General features: G+C 70.8%; 12 protein-coding genes. 10 read left to right on the top strand and 2 right to left on the bottom strand.

Translation table 11 applies throughout. The features are described from left to right. Positions 1–161 precede the first annotated feature (161 nt). From ACLJQZ_RS47210 to ACLJQZ_RS47170, 9 genes are all read left to right on the top strand, one after another. Positions 162–719, top strand: coding sequence for an AAA family ATPase (locus ACLJQZ_RS47210; protein WP_410628139.1), 558 nt, complete (start codon positions 162–164; stop codon positions 717–719). A 141-nt stretch (positions 720–860) separates the two neighbouring features. Then, positions 861–2576 (top strand): chitinase, encoded by a 1716-nt coding sequence (locus ACLJQZ_RS47205; protein ID WP_410628137.1) that lies wholly within the window; start codon positions 861–863, stop codon positions 2574–2576. A gap of 48 nt (positions 2577–2624) precedes the next feature. Beyond that, positions 2625–3368, top strand: a complete 744-nt coding sequence (locus ACLJQZ_RS47200; RefSeq protein WP_410628149.1) for an IclR family transcriptional regulator — start codon at positions 2625–2627, stop codon at positions 3366–3368. 72 nt (positions 3369–3440) lie between these two features. Beyond that, a complete protein-coding gene (locus ACLJQZ_RS47195; protein WP_410628135.1) occupies positions 3441–4592 on the top strand; it encodes a 4-hydroxybenzoate 3-monooxygenase in 1152 nt (383 codons plus the stop codon). Between the two features lie 287 nt (positions 4593–4879). After that, on the top strand, positions 4880–6502 hold the full coding sequence (locus ACLJQZ_RS47190; RefSeq protein WP_410628134.1) for an FAD-dependent oxidoreductase: 1623 nt from the start codon (positions 4880–4882) through the stop codon (positions 6500–6502). Between the two features lie 56 nt (positions 6503–6558). Next, positions 6559–7614, top strand: coding sequence for a LacI family DNA-binding transcriptional regulator (locus ACLJQZ_RS47185; RefSeq protein WP_410628132.1), 1056 nt, complete (start codon positions 6559–6561; stop codon positions 7612–7614). Between the two features lie 94 nt (positions 7615–7708). Beyond that, on the top strand, positions 7709–9001 hold the full coding sequence (locus ACLJQZ_RS47180) for an ABC transporter substrate-binding protein (RefSeq protein WP_410628130.1): 1293 nt from the start codon (positions 7709–7711) through the stop codon (positions 8999–9001). After that, positions 8998–9882: a carbohydrate ABC transporter permease gene (locus tag ACLJQZ_RS47175; protein ID WP_410628128.1), complete on the top strand. Its 885-nt coding sequence runs from the start codon at positions 8998–9000 to the stop codon at positions 9880–9882. The genes ACLJQZ_RS47180 and ACLJQZ_RS47175 overlap by 4 nt, the downstream gene beginning before the upstream one ends. Further along, complete coding sequence (locus ACLJQZ_RS47170; protein ID WP_410628126.1) at positions 9872–10699, top strand: carbohydrate ABC transporter permease; 828 nt, start codon at positions 9872–9874, stop codon at positions 10697–10699. Before ACLJQZ_RS47175 ends, ACLJQZ_RS47170 begins: the two co-directional genes overlap by 11 nt. Here the strand turns inward: ACLJQZ_RS47170 and ACLJQZ_RS47165 are convergent. Continuing rightward, on the bottom strand, positions 10689–12455 hold the full coding sequence (locus ACLJQZ_RS47165; RefSeq protein WP_410628125.1) for a sensor histidine kinase: 1767 nt from the start codon (positions 12453–12455) through the stop codon (positions 10689–10691). The genes ACLJQZ_RS47170 and ACLJQZ_RS47165 overlap by 11 nt on opposite strands. Continuing rightward, positions 12445–13140: a response regulator transcription factor gene (locus ACLJQZ_RS47160; RefSeq protein WP_326958469.1), complete on the bottom strand. Its 696-nt coding sequence runs from the start codon at positions 13138–13140 to the stop codon at positions 12445–12447. Before ACLJQZ_RS47160 ends, ACLJQZ_RS47165 begins: the two co-directional genes overlap by 11 nt. A gap of 158 nt (positions 13141–13298) precedes the next feature. On the opposite strand from ACLJQZ_RS47160, the gene ACLJQZ_RS47155 reads away from it, so the two are divergent. Continuing rightward, positions 13299–16451 carry a GH92 family glycosyl hydrolase gene (locus tag ACLJQZ_RS47155; protein ID WP_410628123.1) on the top strand — a complete coding sequence of 1051 codons (3153 nt, stop codon included), beginning with the start codon at positions 13299–13301 and terminating at the stop codon, positions 16449–16451. Positions 16452–16561 lie beyond the last annotated feature (110 nt).

Raw genomic sequence — 16561 nt, 5'->3', positions numbered from 1 at the left:
AGGCGAGTGGGTGACGGCGGACACGGGACGTGAGAACCGGTCCCACCTCGGAGTGGTGTCGCCCCGCCGCCGGGGTGCCCGGTGCGGACGGTCACCACTGAAGTCACGGTCCGGAGTCGAAAGTAAAGGAACCATTACCTTCGGCCGGGCGTTGTCAGGGCATGAGCGAGCCCACTGTCATCGAGCTCGGACCGCGTGACCTGCTCGTCGTCGCCGGGCTGCCCGGCGCGGGCAAGACCACCATGCTCCGCCACGCGGCCGAGGGGCTGCCGGTGCTCGACTCCGACCAGGTCCGGGCGCGGCTGGCGACGGTGCTGCCGGACGCGGTGCCGTACCGCTGGTACCGGCCGCTCGTGCACGCGGGGCACCGGCTGCGGATCGTCGGGCGGGCCATCTCCGCCGCCGGGCCGCTCGTCGTCCACGAACCCTCGACGCGGGCGTCGACCCGTGCACTGCTCGCCGTGGTCGGGAGGCTGACCGGGCGTTCGATGCGGCTGCTGTTCGTCGACGCCACCGCCGAGCAGGCCCTGGAGGGTCAGCGCAGCCGGGGCCGGGTGGTGCGGCCGCGCTCGTTCGACCGGCACGTGCGCCGCACCGGGAAGTGGCGGGCGGAGCTGCTCGCCGACCGGGTGCCGCCCGGGTGGCGCAGCGTCCAGGTGGTCGACCGGGCCGGCGCGAAGCGCACCCGCCTGGTGGCCCGGCTGTTGGTCGGTTGCTGACGAGTTGGTCTGGACATTTTACTCAGTGGTCTAGACAATATGGTTCTCCGCGGTGCTACCGCGTCCCCACTGGAGGACCCGATTAGGCGTTCCAGATTCTCCGCAGCACTCGCCGCCCTCGCGCTGGCGCTCTCCGGCCTGGTGGCCGGCGGAGGCACCGCCGACGCGGCCAACCTGCTCACCAACCCCGGTTTCGAGGCCGGCTCGCTGTCGGGCTGGACGTGCTCGGGCGGTACGGCCGTGACGACGCCGGTGCACTCCGGCGGCTACGCGCTGGCCGCCACCCCGGCCGGCGCCGACTACGCCCAGTGCGCGCAGACCGTCTCCGTGCTGCCGAACACGACCTACACCGTGTCCGCGTGGGTCCGCGGCAACCCGGTCTACCTCGGCATCACCGGCGGCGCGTCGACCTGGTCGGGCAACGCGGGCGCCTACAACCAGCTTTCGCTGTCGTTCACCACGACCGCGAGCCAGACGTCGGCCCAGCTCTACCTGCACGGCTGGTACGGCGCGGGCACCTACTACGCCGACGACGTCGTCCTCGACGGTCCTGGTGGCAGCACGCCGGGCACCCCCGGCGCACCCGGGACGCCGACGGTCGGCGCCGTCACGACCTCCTCGATCGCCCTGAGCTGGGGCGCGAGCGCGGGCACCGTCACCGGCTACCGCGTCTACGAAGGCAGCACGCTCCGTACGACCGTCACCGGAACGAGTGCCACCCTCACGGGGCTGACGGCCTGCTCGACGCACAGCTACACCGTCGCCGCGTACAACACCGCCGGCGAGTCGCCGCGCACCGCCGCGGCCACCGGCAGCACCACCGGCTGCGTCGACACCGGGCTGCCCAAGCACTCCCTGATCGGCTACCTGCACGCGAGCTTCGCGAACGGCTCCGGGTACGTCCGGATGGCGGACGTCCCCGCGGCCTGGGACATCATCGACCTGTCCTTCGGTGAGCCGACGTCGGTGACCTCCGGCGACATCCGCTTCAACCGCTGCTCGATCGCGGAGTGCCCGAACGTCGAGAGCGACGCCGACTTCATCGCCGCGATCCGCGCGAAGCAGGCGCAGGGCAAGAAGGTCCTGATCTCCATCGGCGGCCAGAACGGCCAGGTCCAGCTGACCACGACCGCCGCGCGCGACACCTTCGTCAGCTCCGTCTCGGCGATCATCGACAAGTACGGCCTCAACGGCCTCGACGTCGACTTCGAAGGCCACTCGCTCTCGCTCAACGCCGGCGACACGGACTTCCACAACCCGACGACGCCGTCGATCGTCAACCTGATCTCCGCGCTGAAGTCGCTGAAAGCCAAGTACGGCGCGGGTTTCGTGCTGACGATGGCGCCGGAGACGTTCTTCGTCCAGGTCGGCTACCAGTTCTACGGCGGCTCGGGCGGCGGTGACGCGCGGACCGGCGCGTACCTGCCGGTGATCAACGCGCTGCGCGACTCGCTGACCGTGCTGCACGTCCAGGACTACAACTCCGGCCCGGTGATGGGCCTGGACAACCAGTACCACAACATGGGCGCCGCGGACTTCCCGATCGCGATGGGCGACATGCTCAAGGCCGGCTTCAGCGTGGCGAACACCGGCCAGTTCTTCCCGGGGCTGCGGCCGGACCAGATCGCGGTCGGGCTGCCGGCGGCGGTCAGCGCCGGCAACGGCTACCTCGCGCCGTCCGTTGTCCAGACGGCGGTGACCTGCCTGGCGAAGGGCACCGGCTGTGGTTCGTACACGCTGCGGGGCGGCGCCTCGCCGGCGTTGCGCGGGCTGATGACGTGGTCGATCAACTGGGACAAGTACTACAACTGGGAGTTCCAGAACAGCCACGAGCCGTTCCTGAACGCCCTGCCGTGACGCGTCGCGGTGTGCCCCGCCGCCGGGTGGGGCACACTGCCTGACGTGGTGAGACCGGCCCATGGTGAGTCCGTGCTGTCGCGCATCGTGCGCATCTTCGAGACGTTCGAGCCGGACACCCCGGCGCTGCGCGTGTCCGACGTCGCGCGGCGCGCGGGCCTGCACGTCGCGACGGCGTCGCGGCTGATCGACGAGCTGGTCGGGCACGGCTGGCTGCAGCGTGACCCTGACCGGCAGGTCCGGGTAGGTGTCCGATTGTGGGAGCTGGCGTCGCGCGCGTCGCCGACGCTCGGGCTGCGCGAAGCGGCGCTGCCGTTCATGGAGGACCTGCACGCCGTCGTCGGGCACCACACCCAGCTCGCGGTGCTGGAGGACCGCGAGGTGCTGTTCGTCGAGCGGCTTTCGGCGCCAGGCGCGGTCGTCAACGTGACGCGGGTGGCCGGGCGGCTGCCGCTGCACGCGTCGTCGTCCGGGCTGGTGCTGCTGGCCCACGCCCCCGCCGAGCTGCGGGAAGAGGTGCTGGCCGGGCCGCTTCCGGCGTACCGCCGCACCACGCTCACCGAGCCCGCGCGGCTGCGGCGGTTCCTCGCCGACGTCCGGCGCGACGGCTACGCGTACTGCGCGGGCTTCATCGACGAGGAGACGACCGGCATCGCCGTGCCGCTGCGCGGGCCGGACGGCGACGTCGTCGCGGCGCTGTCGGTGATCGTCCCCACCGGCCGGAACGCCCGGATGCAGATCCCGGCCCTGCGGGCGGCGGCGCGGGGTATTTCGCGGACAATCTCTCATTGAATGAGAATGCCCTGGTGTGACGCGTGCTCTCGGCGTCATCCTCGGGGTTCAGCCGTCGAAAGGACGTTCCGCGTGCGCACCCAGGTCGCCATCGTCGGCGCCGGCCCGGCCGGGCTGCTGCTGTCCCACCTGCTCGGCCTCGAGGGCATCGACTCGGTGCTGCTCGAACGGCAGACCGCGGAGTACGTCCAGGCGCGCATCCGCGCGGGCATCCTCGAAGCGGGCACGGTCGAGCTGCTCCGGAACACCGGCCTCGGCGACCGGCTCGACGCCGAAGGCATGGAGCACCGCGGGATCCACCTCCAGTGGCCGGGCCATCGGCACCACCTGGACTTCGTCGACCTCACCGGCCGGTCGGTGACGGTCTACGGCCAGACCGAGGTGACCAAGGACCTGATGGCGGCGCGGGAAAAGGCCGGGCGGCCGGCCTTCTACTCCGTCTCCGACGTCGAGCTGCACGACGTCACCGGCTCGCCGTCGGTGTCCTTTGTGGATGGTGACGGGCGCGCGCAGCGGATCGACGCCGACGTCGTCGTCGGCTGCGACGGGTTTCACGGGCCCAGCCGCTCTTTCATGCCGCAGCAGAAGGTGTGGGAGCGAACGTACCCGTTCGCGTGGCTGGGAGTGCTGGCCGACGTCGCGCCGTCGACCGACGAGCTGATCTACGCCTGGCACCCGGACGGTTTCGCCATGCACAGCATGCGCTCGCCGCACGTCAGCCGGTTCTACCTGCAGGTGACGCCGGACGAGGACATCGCGCAGTGGAGCGACGACCGGATCTGGACGGCCCTGTCGGAACGGCTAGGCGTCCCGGGCTGGACGTTGCACACGGGACCGATCACGGAGAAGAGCGTGCTGCCGATGCGCAGCTTCGTGACGACGCCGATGCGGCACGGAAACCTTTACCTGGCCGGGGATGCCGCGCACATCGTCCCGCCGACGGGCGCCAAGGGCCTGAACCTCGCGGTGGCCGACGTCGCCCTGCTTTCCACGGCTCTCACGGCTTCCTTCCGGGGCGACGACGGCCTCGTCGACACCTATTCGGAGACGGCGTTGCAACGGGTCTGGCGTTGCACGCACTTCTCGTGGTGGATGACGTCGATGCTGCACCGCCACGGCGACGACTTCGACGCGCAGCTCCAGCTGTCCCAGCTCCAGCGGACGGTGACGTCGGAAGCCGCGGCCACCGAGCTGGCGAACAACTACGCGGGCCTTCCGCTCTGACCCTGTGATCAGAAAGCCGATTCGCGTGATCGAAGGGTCGACACGCGTGATTGGGGAGCCGACACGCGTGATTGAAGGGTCGACACGGCGCACGACCTCGCAACCGGCCGTGTCGACCTCCTGATCACGCGCGTCGGCCCTCTGATCACGCGTGTCGGCCTCTGGATCACGCGTGTCGGCCTTTCGAGCACGTCGTCGGCGGGGGCTTGACGCGCGGCCCCGACTCCCGCACTATGCCGTGAGTAATTCGTATTACTTCGGCAGTGTGGCGAGATGCGGGAAGGCTCATGAGGGAACTGGACACGGAGATTCTGGTCGTCGGCGGCGGGCTCGGCGGGGTCGCTGCCGCGCTGGCGGCGGCCAAGGCCGGGCGGCGCGTGGTGCTCACCGAGGCGACCGACTGGCTCGGCGGGCAGCTGACCGCGCAGGCCGTGCCGCCCGACGAGAACCCGTGGATCGAGCGGTTCGGGTCCACCCGCGCCTACCGTGAGCTGCGCGAAGGCATCCGCGGTTACTACCGGCGCCACTACCCGCTGCGCGCCGAGGCCGCCGCCCTGGCCGAGCTGAACCCCGGCGCCGGGAAGGTGAGCAAGCTCTGCCACGAACCGCGCGTCGCGCTCGCCGTCGTCGAGAGCCTGCTCGCGCCGCACCGCAGCGCCGGGCGGATCCGCGTCCTCCTCGAACACCGGCCGGTCGACGCCGTGACCAGCGGCGATCGCGTCGACGCCGTCACCCTCGAAGGCCGCGACGGGGAGCGCGTCACCGTGAAAGCGCGGTACGTCCTCGACGCCACCGAGGACGGCGACCTCCTGCCGCTCACCGGCACCGAGCACGTCACCGGGGCCGAAGCGCAATCCGAGCACGACGAGCCGCACGCCCCGACGGACGCCGATCCCGCCAACCTGCAGGGGATCACCTACTGCTTCGCCGTTTCGCACCACGAGGGCGAGCACCACGTCATCGACCGCCCCGGGATGTACGGCTTCTGGCGCGACTACCAGCCGGACTTCTGGCCCGGCCCGCTGCTCGGCTTCGTCGCCCCCGACCCCCGGACGCTCGAGCCCGTGAAACGCTCCTTCGTGCCGAACCCGGCCGGCGACCCCCTGGCCGTCAGCGCCGACCAGAGCGCCGACGCGGGGGACAAGGAGCTCTGGGCGTTCCGGCGCATCCTCGCCCGCGGCCTGCACGCCGACGGCGCCTTCGACTCCGACATCACCCTGGTCAACTGGCCCCTCAACGACTACTGGCTCAAGCCCGCGCTGGCCATCCCCGGCCATGCCACCGAGGCGGAAGTAGCAGAGGCGCACCACGAAGCCAAGCAGCTGAGCCTGTCCGTCCTGTACTGGCTGCAGACCGAAGCGCCCCGCGCAGACGGCGGCACCGGCTTCCCCGGCCTCAAGCTGCGTCACGACGTCACCGGTACTGACGACGGCCTCGCGAAGTCCGCTTACGTCCGCGAAGCGCGGCGGATCAAGGCCGTCACCACCGTCACCGAGCACGACGTCTCGGCGGAGATCCTCGGCGTCGACGGCCGGGTGCGGCGCGCGGACGCCGTCGGGGTCGGGAGCTACCGGATCGACCTGCACCCGTCGACCGGCGGGGACAACTACGTCGACGTCGCGAGCGTGCCGTACGAGATCCCGCTCGGCGCGCTGGTGCCCGTCCGGGTGCGCAACCTGCTGCCCGCGGGCAAGAACGCCGGCACCACGCACATCACCAACGGCTGCTTCCGGCTGCACCCGGTCGAGTGGAACATCGGCGAGGTCGCCGGGCTGCTCGCCGCGTTCGCCGTCCGCGAGGGCGTCGAGCCGCGGGCCGTCCAGGCCGACGGCCGGCTCTTCGAGGAGTTCGCGCGCGAGCTGGACGCCGCCGGGGTGGAGCGCCGGTGGCCGGAAGTGCGGGGGTACTGAAGTGCCGCCTGTACTGTGCCGATTGTCCGCGGCAGTCGCGCTGGAGGGAGTCATCGATGACGGCGGGTTCGGGCCGGGTCACGCAGGCCCAGGTGGCACGCCTGGCCGGCGTCTCGCAGGCCGTCGTCTCGATGGTCCTGAACGGTTCCGACAGCCTCCGCATCACGCCGGAGACCCGCGAGCGCGTGCAGCAGGTGCTCCGCGAGACCGGGTACACCGTGGACATCATGGGCCGGCGGCTGCGCGGCAAGTCCAACCAGATCCTCGGCGTGTTCACCTACGAGTCGGTGTTCCCGTCCGGCGTGGCCGACTTCTACCGGCCGTTCCTGCTCGGCATCGAGGAGGAGGCCGAGGCGCAGGGCTTCGACCTGCTGCTGTTCACCAGCGGTGGCCGCCGCGACGGGCGCCGCCGCATCTACGACCAGGGCACGAACCGGCTGCGCATCGCCGACGGCTCGGTCCTGCTGGGCCGGCACAACGACCCGCAGGAGCTCGCGCAGCTCGTCGAGGAGCAGTTCCCGTTCGTGTTCGTCGGCCGCCGCGAGTCGCCGACCGGGCCGATCAGCTACGTCGGCGCCGACTACGTCGCGGCCACCCGTGAGGTGCACGAGTGGCTGTGGCGGCTCGGGCACCGCAAGATCGGCCTGCTGAGCGTCACCGAGGAGAACGAGCCGACGCTCGACCGGCGCACCGGCTACGACGCGGCGGCGCGCAAGCACCGCCGGCCGCCGCTGGTGTTCCTCGCCGACGACCCGGCGCTCGCGCTGCGGCAGGCGCTCGACGAGGGCGTCACCGCGCTGCTCGTCGAGAGCTCGGCGATGGCCGACGGCATCCTGGCGTGCGCGCACGACCTCGGCCTGGCCGTGCCCGACGACCTTTCCCTCGTCGTGCTGGGCGACGCCGACCCGTCGCAGCAGCCGGCGGCGCACGCGGTGCCGAGCACGGCCACGGACTGGTCGATGTTCCGGATCCCGCGGCACGAGATGGGCGCGCACGCGGTGCGCGTCCTGGTCGAGCTGCTCGCGGACCCGAAGCCCCGGCAGCTGCTGCTGCCGTGCACGTTCCACGAGGGTGCCACCGCGGCGGCACCCTCCACAGTGCACATTCAATAACACAGTGCACACTCAAAACTAGGCGTACTGGTTGTTGACAGCCTACGAACGAGACGTTTACCGTCGCTGCTAATTCGAATAACCAGGAGGCATTGTGGCCTACCAGAGAGCCCGGCTGCTCATCGCCGCGGCGTTGTCCGCCGTCGCACTGGCCTCGACCGCCTGCTCGGGCGGCACCGGCGACGACACGAACATCGCACTGCGCATGACGGTCTGGACCACGGACAAGAACCAGCTCGCCCTCTTCGACTCCATCGCCGCCGAGTACCGCAAGGCCCACCCCGAGGTCGCGTCGGTGAAGTTCGACGTCGTCCCGGGCGACACGAGCGCCTACTCGGCCGCGCTGACGACGCAGATGTCCGGCGGCAACCCGCCCGACCTCGCCTGGATCCTCGAGCGCGACGCCCCGGACTTCGTCCAGTCCGGCGCGCTCACCGACCTGAAGCCGACGCTGACCGCGACCGCGGGGTACAACGCCGGCGAGCTGGTCCCCTCCGCCACGAAACTGTGGACCAAGGGCGACAGTCTCTACGCCTACCCGTTCTCGACGTCGCCGTTCGGCATGTTCTACAACAAGAACCTGCTCACCCAGGCCGGGATCACCGAGACCCCGGACCAGCTGCTCGCGAGTGGACGGTGGACCTGGGACGCCGCCAAGCAGATCGCCACCCAGGTCGCCGCGCGCGACACCGGCAAGGCCGGCCTGGTCGTCCGCGAGTTCGAGTACAAGCAGTGGGTGCTGCTCGCCTCGGTCTGGCGCGGCTTCGGCGCCGACGCCTGGGGCCCGGACGGCAAGACCTGCGGGTTCGCGACGCCGGAGATGACGTCCGCGATGACCTTCCTGCACCAGGCGATCTTCACCGACAAGGCGCTGCCCGGCCCGGGCACGACGGCGGACTTCTTCGCCGGCGAATCGGGCCTGACCATCGCGCAGATCAGCCGCGCCGGGCTGCTGAAGGCCAAGCCGTTCGACTGGGGCATCGTCCCGCTGCCCGCCGGGCCGAAGGCGAACGCGCAGGTCATCGGCCAGGCCGGGATCGGCGTGCCGGTGAAGGGCAAGCACGCCAAGGCCGCGGCGGACTTCCTGGCGTTCTTCACCGACCCGGCCAACTCGGCGAAGCTCGGCCAGTACTTCCCGCCGGCGCGCGACAGCCTGATCAACGCGGCCACCCTGGCCAAGGCGAACCCGTTGTTCAGCCAGGAACAGCTGCAGAACGTCGTGGTGAACGGGATCAAGAACGGCGCGGTGCTGCCGTCGCACACCGGCAGCGCGCGGATCGCGTCGCTCGTGCAGTCCGCGTTGGACCCGATGTGGAAGCCGGACGCGAACGTGCCCGCCGCGCTGGCCGGGGTGTGCCAAGCCATCGACCCGGTGCTGAGCCGGTGACTCTCACTTCGAAGAAGCGCGAAGAGCTCGCGGGGTGGATCTTCATCGCCCCGCAGGCTCTCGGCTTCCTCGCCTTCGTCGTGGCGCCGCTGGCCGCGGTCGTCTGGTACAGCTTCCAGGACGTCAACCTGCTGGCCGGGACGTCGTCCTTCGCCGGTGCGGACAACTACGCGAAGCTGTTCGATGACCCGACCGCGCCGAAGGTGGCCCGCGCGACGGCGATCTTCTGCGTCGGCCTGGTCGTGCTGAACCTCGCGCTGGCGCTCTCGCTCGCGTTGCTGCTGAACCTGAAGCTGCGCGGCACCACGGTGTTCCGGACGATCTTCTTCTCGCCGGTGGTCATCACGCTCGTGGCGTGGACGATCGTGTGGAACTTTCTGCTACAGGACAACGGCGGGATCAACTCGCTGCTGCAGACCATCGGGATCGACGGGCCGAACTGGCTGCGTGGCAACGACAGTGCGATGGCCTCGGTGATCGTGGTGCAGGTGCTGAAGAACGTCGGGCTCAACATGGTCCTGTTCCTGGCCGCACTGCAGGGAATCCCGGCGTCCATCATGGAGGCGTCCCAATTGGACGGTGCCGGGCCGTGGCGCCGGTTCCGCTCGGTGATCCTGCCGATGATCAGCCCGACCACGCTGCTCACCGCGATCATCACGGTCGCCGGCGCGCTGCAGGTGTTCGCGCAGATCCAGGTGCTGACCCTCGGCGGGCCCGCGGACAGCACCAACGTTCTGGTCTTCTACTTCTACCAGCAGGCCTTCGCCAACCATGACCTCGGCTACGGCGCCGCGCTCGCCGTCGTGCTGTTCCTGGTGATCCTGGTCCTGACGCTGCTGCAGTGGCGGATGCGGAGGCGGTGGGTGTTCCATGAGTCGTAGGGCGAAGATCACCTGCTACGCGGTGATGGTCGTGCTGGCGGTGCCGTTCGTGTTCCCCACCTGGTGGATGATCACGGCGTCGCTGCTGCCGGCCAACGAAGTGCTCGCGTACCCGCCGAAGCTCTTCCCGAACCAGCCGCAGTGGGAGAACTACAAGACCGCGTTCACCGACTTCCCGTTGGCGCGGCAGTACTTCAACAGCCTGTACATCGCGGTGCTCGTCACACTGGGCACGATGTTCTTCTCCTCGCTGGCCGGCTACGCGTTCGCGCGCATCCGGTTCCGCGGCGAGAAGTTCTTCGGGCTGATCCTCGTCGGGCTGATGGTGCCGAGCGAGGTCACGATCATCCCGCTGTTCCGGCTGGTCGACGACCTCGGGCTGACGAACACGCACTGGCCGCTGATCGTCGTGCCGATCTTCGGCGCGCCCAGCGTGCTCGCGACGTTCGTGATGCGGCAGTTCTTCATCACGATCCCGGGTGAGCTGGAGGAGGCGGGCCGGCTCGACGGCCTGTCGCGCTTCGGGCTCTACCGCCGTGTCGCCATGCCGATCGCGAAGCCCGCGCTGGCGGCCGTCGCGATCTTCACCTTCCTCAACACGTGGAACTTCTTCCTGGAACCGCTGGTCTACCTGACCGACAAGGACATGTACACGCTGCCGGTGGCGCTGACGCAGTACGTCGACGTCTACGGCGGGCACCTCTGGAACGTCCAGCTCGCCGCCGCGACCACGACGGTCGTGCCGGTGCTGCTCGTGTTCGTCATCGCGCAGCGCCAGTTCGTCGAAGGCCTCGCCCAGAGCGGCCTCAAGGGGTAGCTTTCGGCAGCCGGACGGTGAACGTCGACCCGGCGTCCACTTCGGACTCGACGTCGATCGTGCCGTCGTGGGCCTGCACGAGGTGGCGCACGATGGCGAGGCCGAGCCCGCTGCCGCCGGTCTGGCGGCTGCGGGACTTCTCGGCCCGCCAGAACCGGTCGAACACGTGCGGCAGGTCGGCGGCGGCGATGCCGGTGCCGGTGTCCGCGACCGCGAGCACCACGTCGTCCATAGTGGACGAAACGTGGATCGTGACGCGGCCGCCGGGCGGGGTGTGCCGGATCGCGTTGGTCACCAGGTTGCCGGCGACCTGGCGCAGGCGCACCGGGTCGGCCGTCAGCCGGGCTTCGCCGGCGGCCTCGACGCTCAGCGTGACGCCGGCCGCGGCGGCCCGGTCGGCGTGCGCGGCCGCGACCTGGACGGCCAGCTCGGCCGCGTCCACGGCCTCCGGGTACAGCCGCAGGTGCCCGGCGTCGGCCGCGGCCAGGTCCTGCAGGTCCTCGACGATGTGCTGCAGCAGCACGGTTTCCTCGAGCAGCGACGCGGACAGCGCGTGGTCGAACGGCAGGTGCCCGTCCTCGGCGGCCTCCAGCCGGCCGCGGATCACGTTCAGCGGGTTGCGCAGCTCGTGCGCGATGTCGCTGACCATCGCCTTGCGCTGCTCCTCGATGCGCTCGCGGCGCGCGGTGAGGTCGTTGAACGCGGTCGCGAGGTAGCCCACCTCGTCGCGGGACCTCACCGGCGCCGGCCGGTCCTGCTCCGCCGCCTCGGTCAGCGCCCGCAGCGGACGGGACAGCCGCGTCGAGACCAGCACGGTGATCGCCACGGCCAGCGCCAGCACCCCGCCGGTCACCGCGAGGATCCGCGTCAGGTTCTCCCGCGACAGCGTGAACGTCGGCAGCGGCGAGTCACCGGGCCCGAGCGTGAACAGCAGCGCGGGCGGCGCGACGTACGGGGCGAGCTGCGCCCGCCGGGCCGTGTCGACGCAGCTCTGGGCGGGGCCCTGGTCGGGGGCGCCGAGCGCCTCGAAGTCGAGGTTGAGCTTCACCTGTTCCCCGCCTTGGTGGGCGAGGCAGGCGTTCACGGCGTCGTTGAGACTGCCGAGCGCGGCCTGCTCGGTCGGCGTGGCCGCCGCGAGCTCGTAGATCCCGCACTTGGCCGCGAAGTAGCGGACGGTGACGGCGTCGGGGGAGCTGATCTCGGGCCGGCCGCTCGGCGAGTCCCGCACGTCACTGCGCAGGCCCATGTCGTCCAGGCAGGTGACGACCTTCTCGGCCATGGCGGCGACGTCCTCCCGTTCGCGGGGCGGCAGCCGGAACGGCCCCACCGCGCGCGGGTCGATGCCGCTGGTCCCGGCGCCCGGCAGCAGCACCGGGTCGACGTGCAGCGGGTCCACCGACGCGCTCGCCTTCACCGGCAGCGTGACCGGCGCGCCGCCGGAGTCGGCGAGCACCCGCCGGTCGATCGTGGTCACGACGATCCGGCGGCCGGTCTCCCCGGCCAGCGCCCGCAGTTTCGGGGCGGCCTGGTCCCAGGTGTGGTTCGCCGCGGCGAAGCCGAGCAGCTCGGTGTAGATCGTCGCGTCGTCGGAGAGGGCCTGGCCCTGCTCCTGCTGGATCGCCCGGGTGGTGGTCTGCACGGCGAGCCACGCCGTCGCGGCGATCGAGCCGAGCGCGATGAGCAGCGAGACGGCCGAGAGCCGCAGGACCAGGCTGCGGCGCCGCGGAAAACGGCGCCGGCGACCTTCAGTCGCCATTCTCGGCGGCCAGCTTGTAACCGACGCCGAACACCGTCAGCAGGTACTGCGGCTTCGCCGGGTCCGGCTCGAGCTTCTTGCGCAGGTTGAGCACGTGGACGTCGATGATCCGGGTGCTGACGAACCGGTCGTCGCCGCGGGTCAGCTCCAGCAGCTGCCGCCGGGTGAACACCCGGCCCGGCTGCTTGATCAGCGTCTCCAGCAGCAGGAACTCACCCGGCGTCGTCTCCACCGGGCGGCCGGCGACCGAGACCTCGTGCCGCACCGGGTCGAGCCGCAGCCCGCCCGCGCGCAACGTCGTGTCGGGCGGTTCGCGCCGGGCGGCGGTCCGCCGCAGCAGCGTGCGGACCCGGGCCATCAGCTCGCGCGGGCTGTACGGCTTGGTCAGGTAGTCGTCGGCGCCGAGGTCCAGGCCGAGCAGCAGGTCGTCCTCGGTGGCCCGGGCGGTGAGCATCAGCACGGCGACGTCGGACTCGCCGCGCAGGATCCGGCAGACGTCCAGGCCGTCGACCTTGGGCATCATCACGTCGAGGACCAGCAGGTCGGGACGGTCGCGGCGGGCCTCGTCGAGGGCGGCCCGGCCGTCCGGGGCCAGCACGACCGTGTGGCCTTCGCTCTCGAGGTAGAGCCGGAGGACTTCGGCCTGCTTCTCGTCGTCCTCGGCGACCAGTACACGTGCGCACACGGCGTAGACAGTAGGCGTCCTGACACGGTGAGCACCCCATCCTGACCGGATCTTCATACCTCGGGGGAACGGGTCAAGTCTTTGTCAAAGTGTTGACCGCGCCCCCGGTGGCACGCAAAGGTCGGATGTCCAGGCAGTGCAGCCGCGGGAGGGCACCGGTGCGATACAGATTCTTGGCCGCGATCGTCGCGACGGCGGTGATCGGCGTACCGGCTGTCGCTTCGGCGGCGCCGACAACGATGTCATCAGGAACTCCGCTGGTCAGCGACCCGTCGGCGTACGTCGACCCGCTGATCGGGACCGGCAGCGGCGGCAGTTCAGTGGGGGAGATCAACAACTTCCCGGGCCCGGCGACGCCGTTCGGGATGATGCAGTTCTCGCCGGACACCCAAGGCGCGTACGCCGGCTACCAGTACCACAGTGATCAGATCCGAGGTTTCAGCCTCGACCACGCCTCGGTCGGCTGCAACGCGTTCGGTGACGTGCCGATCCTGCCGATCACCGGCGACGTCGGCAGCGCGCCCTGGGACCGCACCGAGCACTTCACCCACGACGACGAGAAGGCCGAGCCGGGCTACTACGCCGTGACGCTCGCCGGCTCGAAGGTCCGGGCCGAGCTGACCGCGACGACGCGCACCGGGCTCGCCGCGTTCACCTTCCCGGCCGGCGCGAACGCGCAGGTGCTCGTCAAGGGCGGCGCCAGCCTCGCCGGGAACTCGAAGGCCGACCTGAAGGTCACCGGCGACCGCGAGGTCAGCGGCTCGGCCACCACCGGCAACTTCTGCGGCAAGCCGAACAAGTACACGGTGTACTACGACATCACCTTCGACCAGCCGTTCACCGCGCACGGCACCTGGGACGGGGCCGGCGTCAAGCCGGACACCGACAGCGTCGACTCGCCGAAGGCGGGCGCGTACCTGACCTTCGGTGCCCAGAGCCTGGTGCACGCCAAGGTGTCGATGTCCTACGTGGGCGTCGACGGCGCGAAGGCCAACGCCGCCGCCGAAGTCCCGGGCTTCGACTTCGCCGCCGTCCGCAAGTCCACCAGGGACAAGTGGACTCAGTCGCTGGGCAAGATCCGGGTGGCGGGTCGCGATGCGGCTCAGCTCAAGACGTTCTACACCTTCCTGTACCACTCGCTGATGCACCCGAACACGTTCGACGACGCCGACGGGCGCTACATCGGCTTCGACGACCAGATCCGGACGTTGCCCAAGGGGCGGCACCAGTACGCGAACTTCTCCGACTGGGACACCTACCGCTCGCTCGCGCCGCTGCAGGCGATGCTGTTCCCGAGGGAAGCCAGCGACATGGCGCAGTCGCTGACGAACGACGCCGTGCAGGGCGGCTGGTGGCCGCGCTGGCCGATGGCGAACGACTACACCGGCCAGATGACCGGCGACAGCTCGGTCGCGCTGATCTCCAACCTCTACGCGTTCGGCGCGCGGGACTTCGACGTCAAGACGGCGCTGAAGTACCTGGTCAAGGGCGCGACGTCGGTCGACAACACGCCTGGCGCGTACCAGGAACGCAAGGGCATCGCGGACTACGTCGCCCGCGGGTACCTGCCGAACAACGACGCCTCCCGCGGTGACCACGCCCGCGTCGGCGCGTCGATCACCCTGGAGTGGGCGATCGACGACTTCGCGATCGCGCAGCTCGCTCAGGGCATCGGCGACCGCGACGTCGCGCGCGAGTTCACCCGGCGCGGCCAGAACTGGCAGAACATCTTCAACCCGCTCACCGGCTACCTGCAGCCGCGCGGGCAGGACGGCCGCTTCCCGGACGGCCCGGCCTACGTCCCGCCGCCGCCCGGCAAGTTCGGCCAGGACGGCTTCGACGAGGGCAACGCCGCGCAGTACACCTGGCTGGTCCCGCAGGACCCGGCCGGCCTGGTGACGGCGATGGGCGGGCCGGCCGCTGTTTCACAGCGGCTGGACACGTTCTTCCAGAAGCTGAACGTCGGCCCGAACGAGCCGAACATGTGGGCCGGCAACGAGCCCGACTTCGGCGTGCCGTGGCTGTACAACCACGTCGGGCAGCCGTGGAAGACGCAGCAGGTGGTCCGCGAGATCGCCACGACGCTGTTCAGCGCGACACCGGACGGCGAGCCGGGCAACGACGACCTCGGCGCGCAGTCGTCGTGGTACGTCTGGGCCGCGCTCGGCATCTACCCGGCCACGCCGGGCACGCCGGACCTGGTCGTGCACAGCCCGCTGTTCGAGCGCGCGGTGCTGTCCCTCCCGAATGGACGGACAATCGACATCCGCGCACCGAAGGCGTCTTCGGGCACCCCGTACGTCCACGACCTGTCGTTGAACGGCCGTGACTGGGACCGCACGTACCTGCCTGTGAACACGGTCCGCGACGGCGCCCGGCTGGACTTCTCCCTGCAGTCCACTCCGGACAAGCGGTGGGCGGTGAACTCGGCGCCACCGTCCTACCAGGACAACGAAAAGCCGTTCCTGGCGTCGGCGACCAACCAGGTCGTCGTCGAACCGGGCACCACGGGCGAGGCCACGGTCAGCGCGCAACGGCTCGGCGGGCACGACCGCACGCTGGACGTGACGACGAAGGCCCCGGCCGGGCTGAAGGTCACCGGGCCGCGGCAGCTCCGGCTCGACGACCGGACCGGCAGCGGCACGGCGAAGCTGACGGTTTCGGTGGCCGCCGGGACACCTGAGGGCTACTACCAGGTCCCGGTGACCGTCCGGGGCGGCTCGACGTCGGTGCCCGGCTCGGTGATCGTGCTGGTCGCGCCGAAGGGCGGGCTCGCGGCGGCGTATGCGAACGTCGGCATCTCGGACGACGGCGACGTCGGCTCGGCGGACATCGACGGCGCCGGGAACAGCCTGTCCCGGCAGGCACTGGCCGCGGCAGGCCTGGTCGGCGGGAAGCCCGCCCAGGCGGTCGGGACGACGTTCACCTGGCCCGCCGCACCTTCGGGCCGGCCGGACAACGTCGTCCCGGCGGGACAGACGATCCAGCTGTCCGGGACGCGGCTGTCGTTCATCGGCACGGCGTCGAACGGCGACCACCAGGCCAAGGCCACGGTCACCTTCACCGACGGCACCACCAGCCAGGCCGATCTGTCCTTTGGCGACTGGGTGTTCCCGGGCGGCGGCACCGATCCGGTGTTCGGCAACACGCTCGTCGCGCGCGCCGACCACCGCAACCAGCCGGGCGGCCCGGGCGGCGGCGCGTCGGTCTACGCGACGGCGCCGTTCGACGCCCCGGCGGGCAAGCAGATCGCCTCGGTCACGCTGCCGGCCGACCCGAACCTGCACGTCTTCGCCATCGGCCTCGGCTAGGGACGTCGTGAGTGTTTAGGGCGGTTAGAACCGCCCTAAACACTCACGACCCCCAGCGCCCCCGGACGGCGGCTGCGTCCCGGGCCGAGGCCCGCGGCGCCCCGGGCGGC

The sequence above is a fragment of the Amycolatopsis sp. cmx-8-4 genome, assembly GCF_046548675.1.
In the GTDB taxonomy this organism is placed as follows: domain Bacteria; phylum Actinomycetota; class Actinomycetes; order Mycobacteriales; family Pseudonocardiaceae; genus Amycolatopsis.
This window is presented reverse-complemented; position numbering and strand designations above follow the sequence as displayed.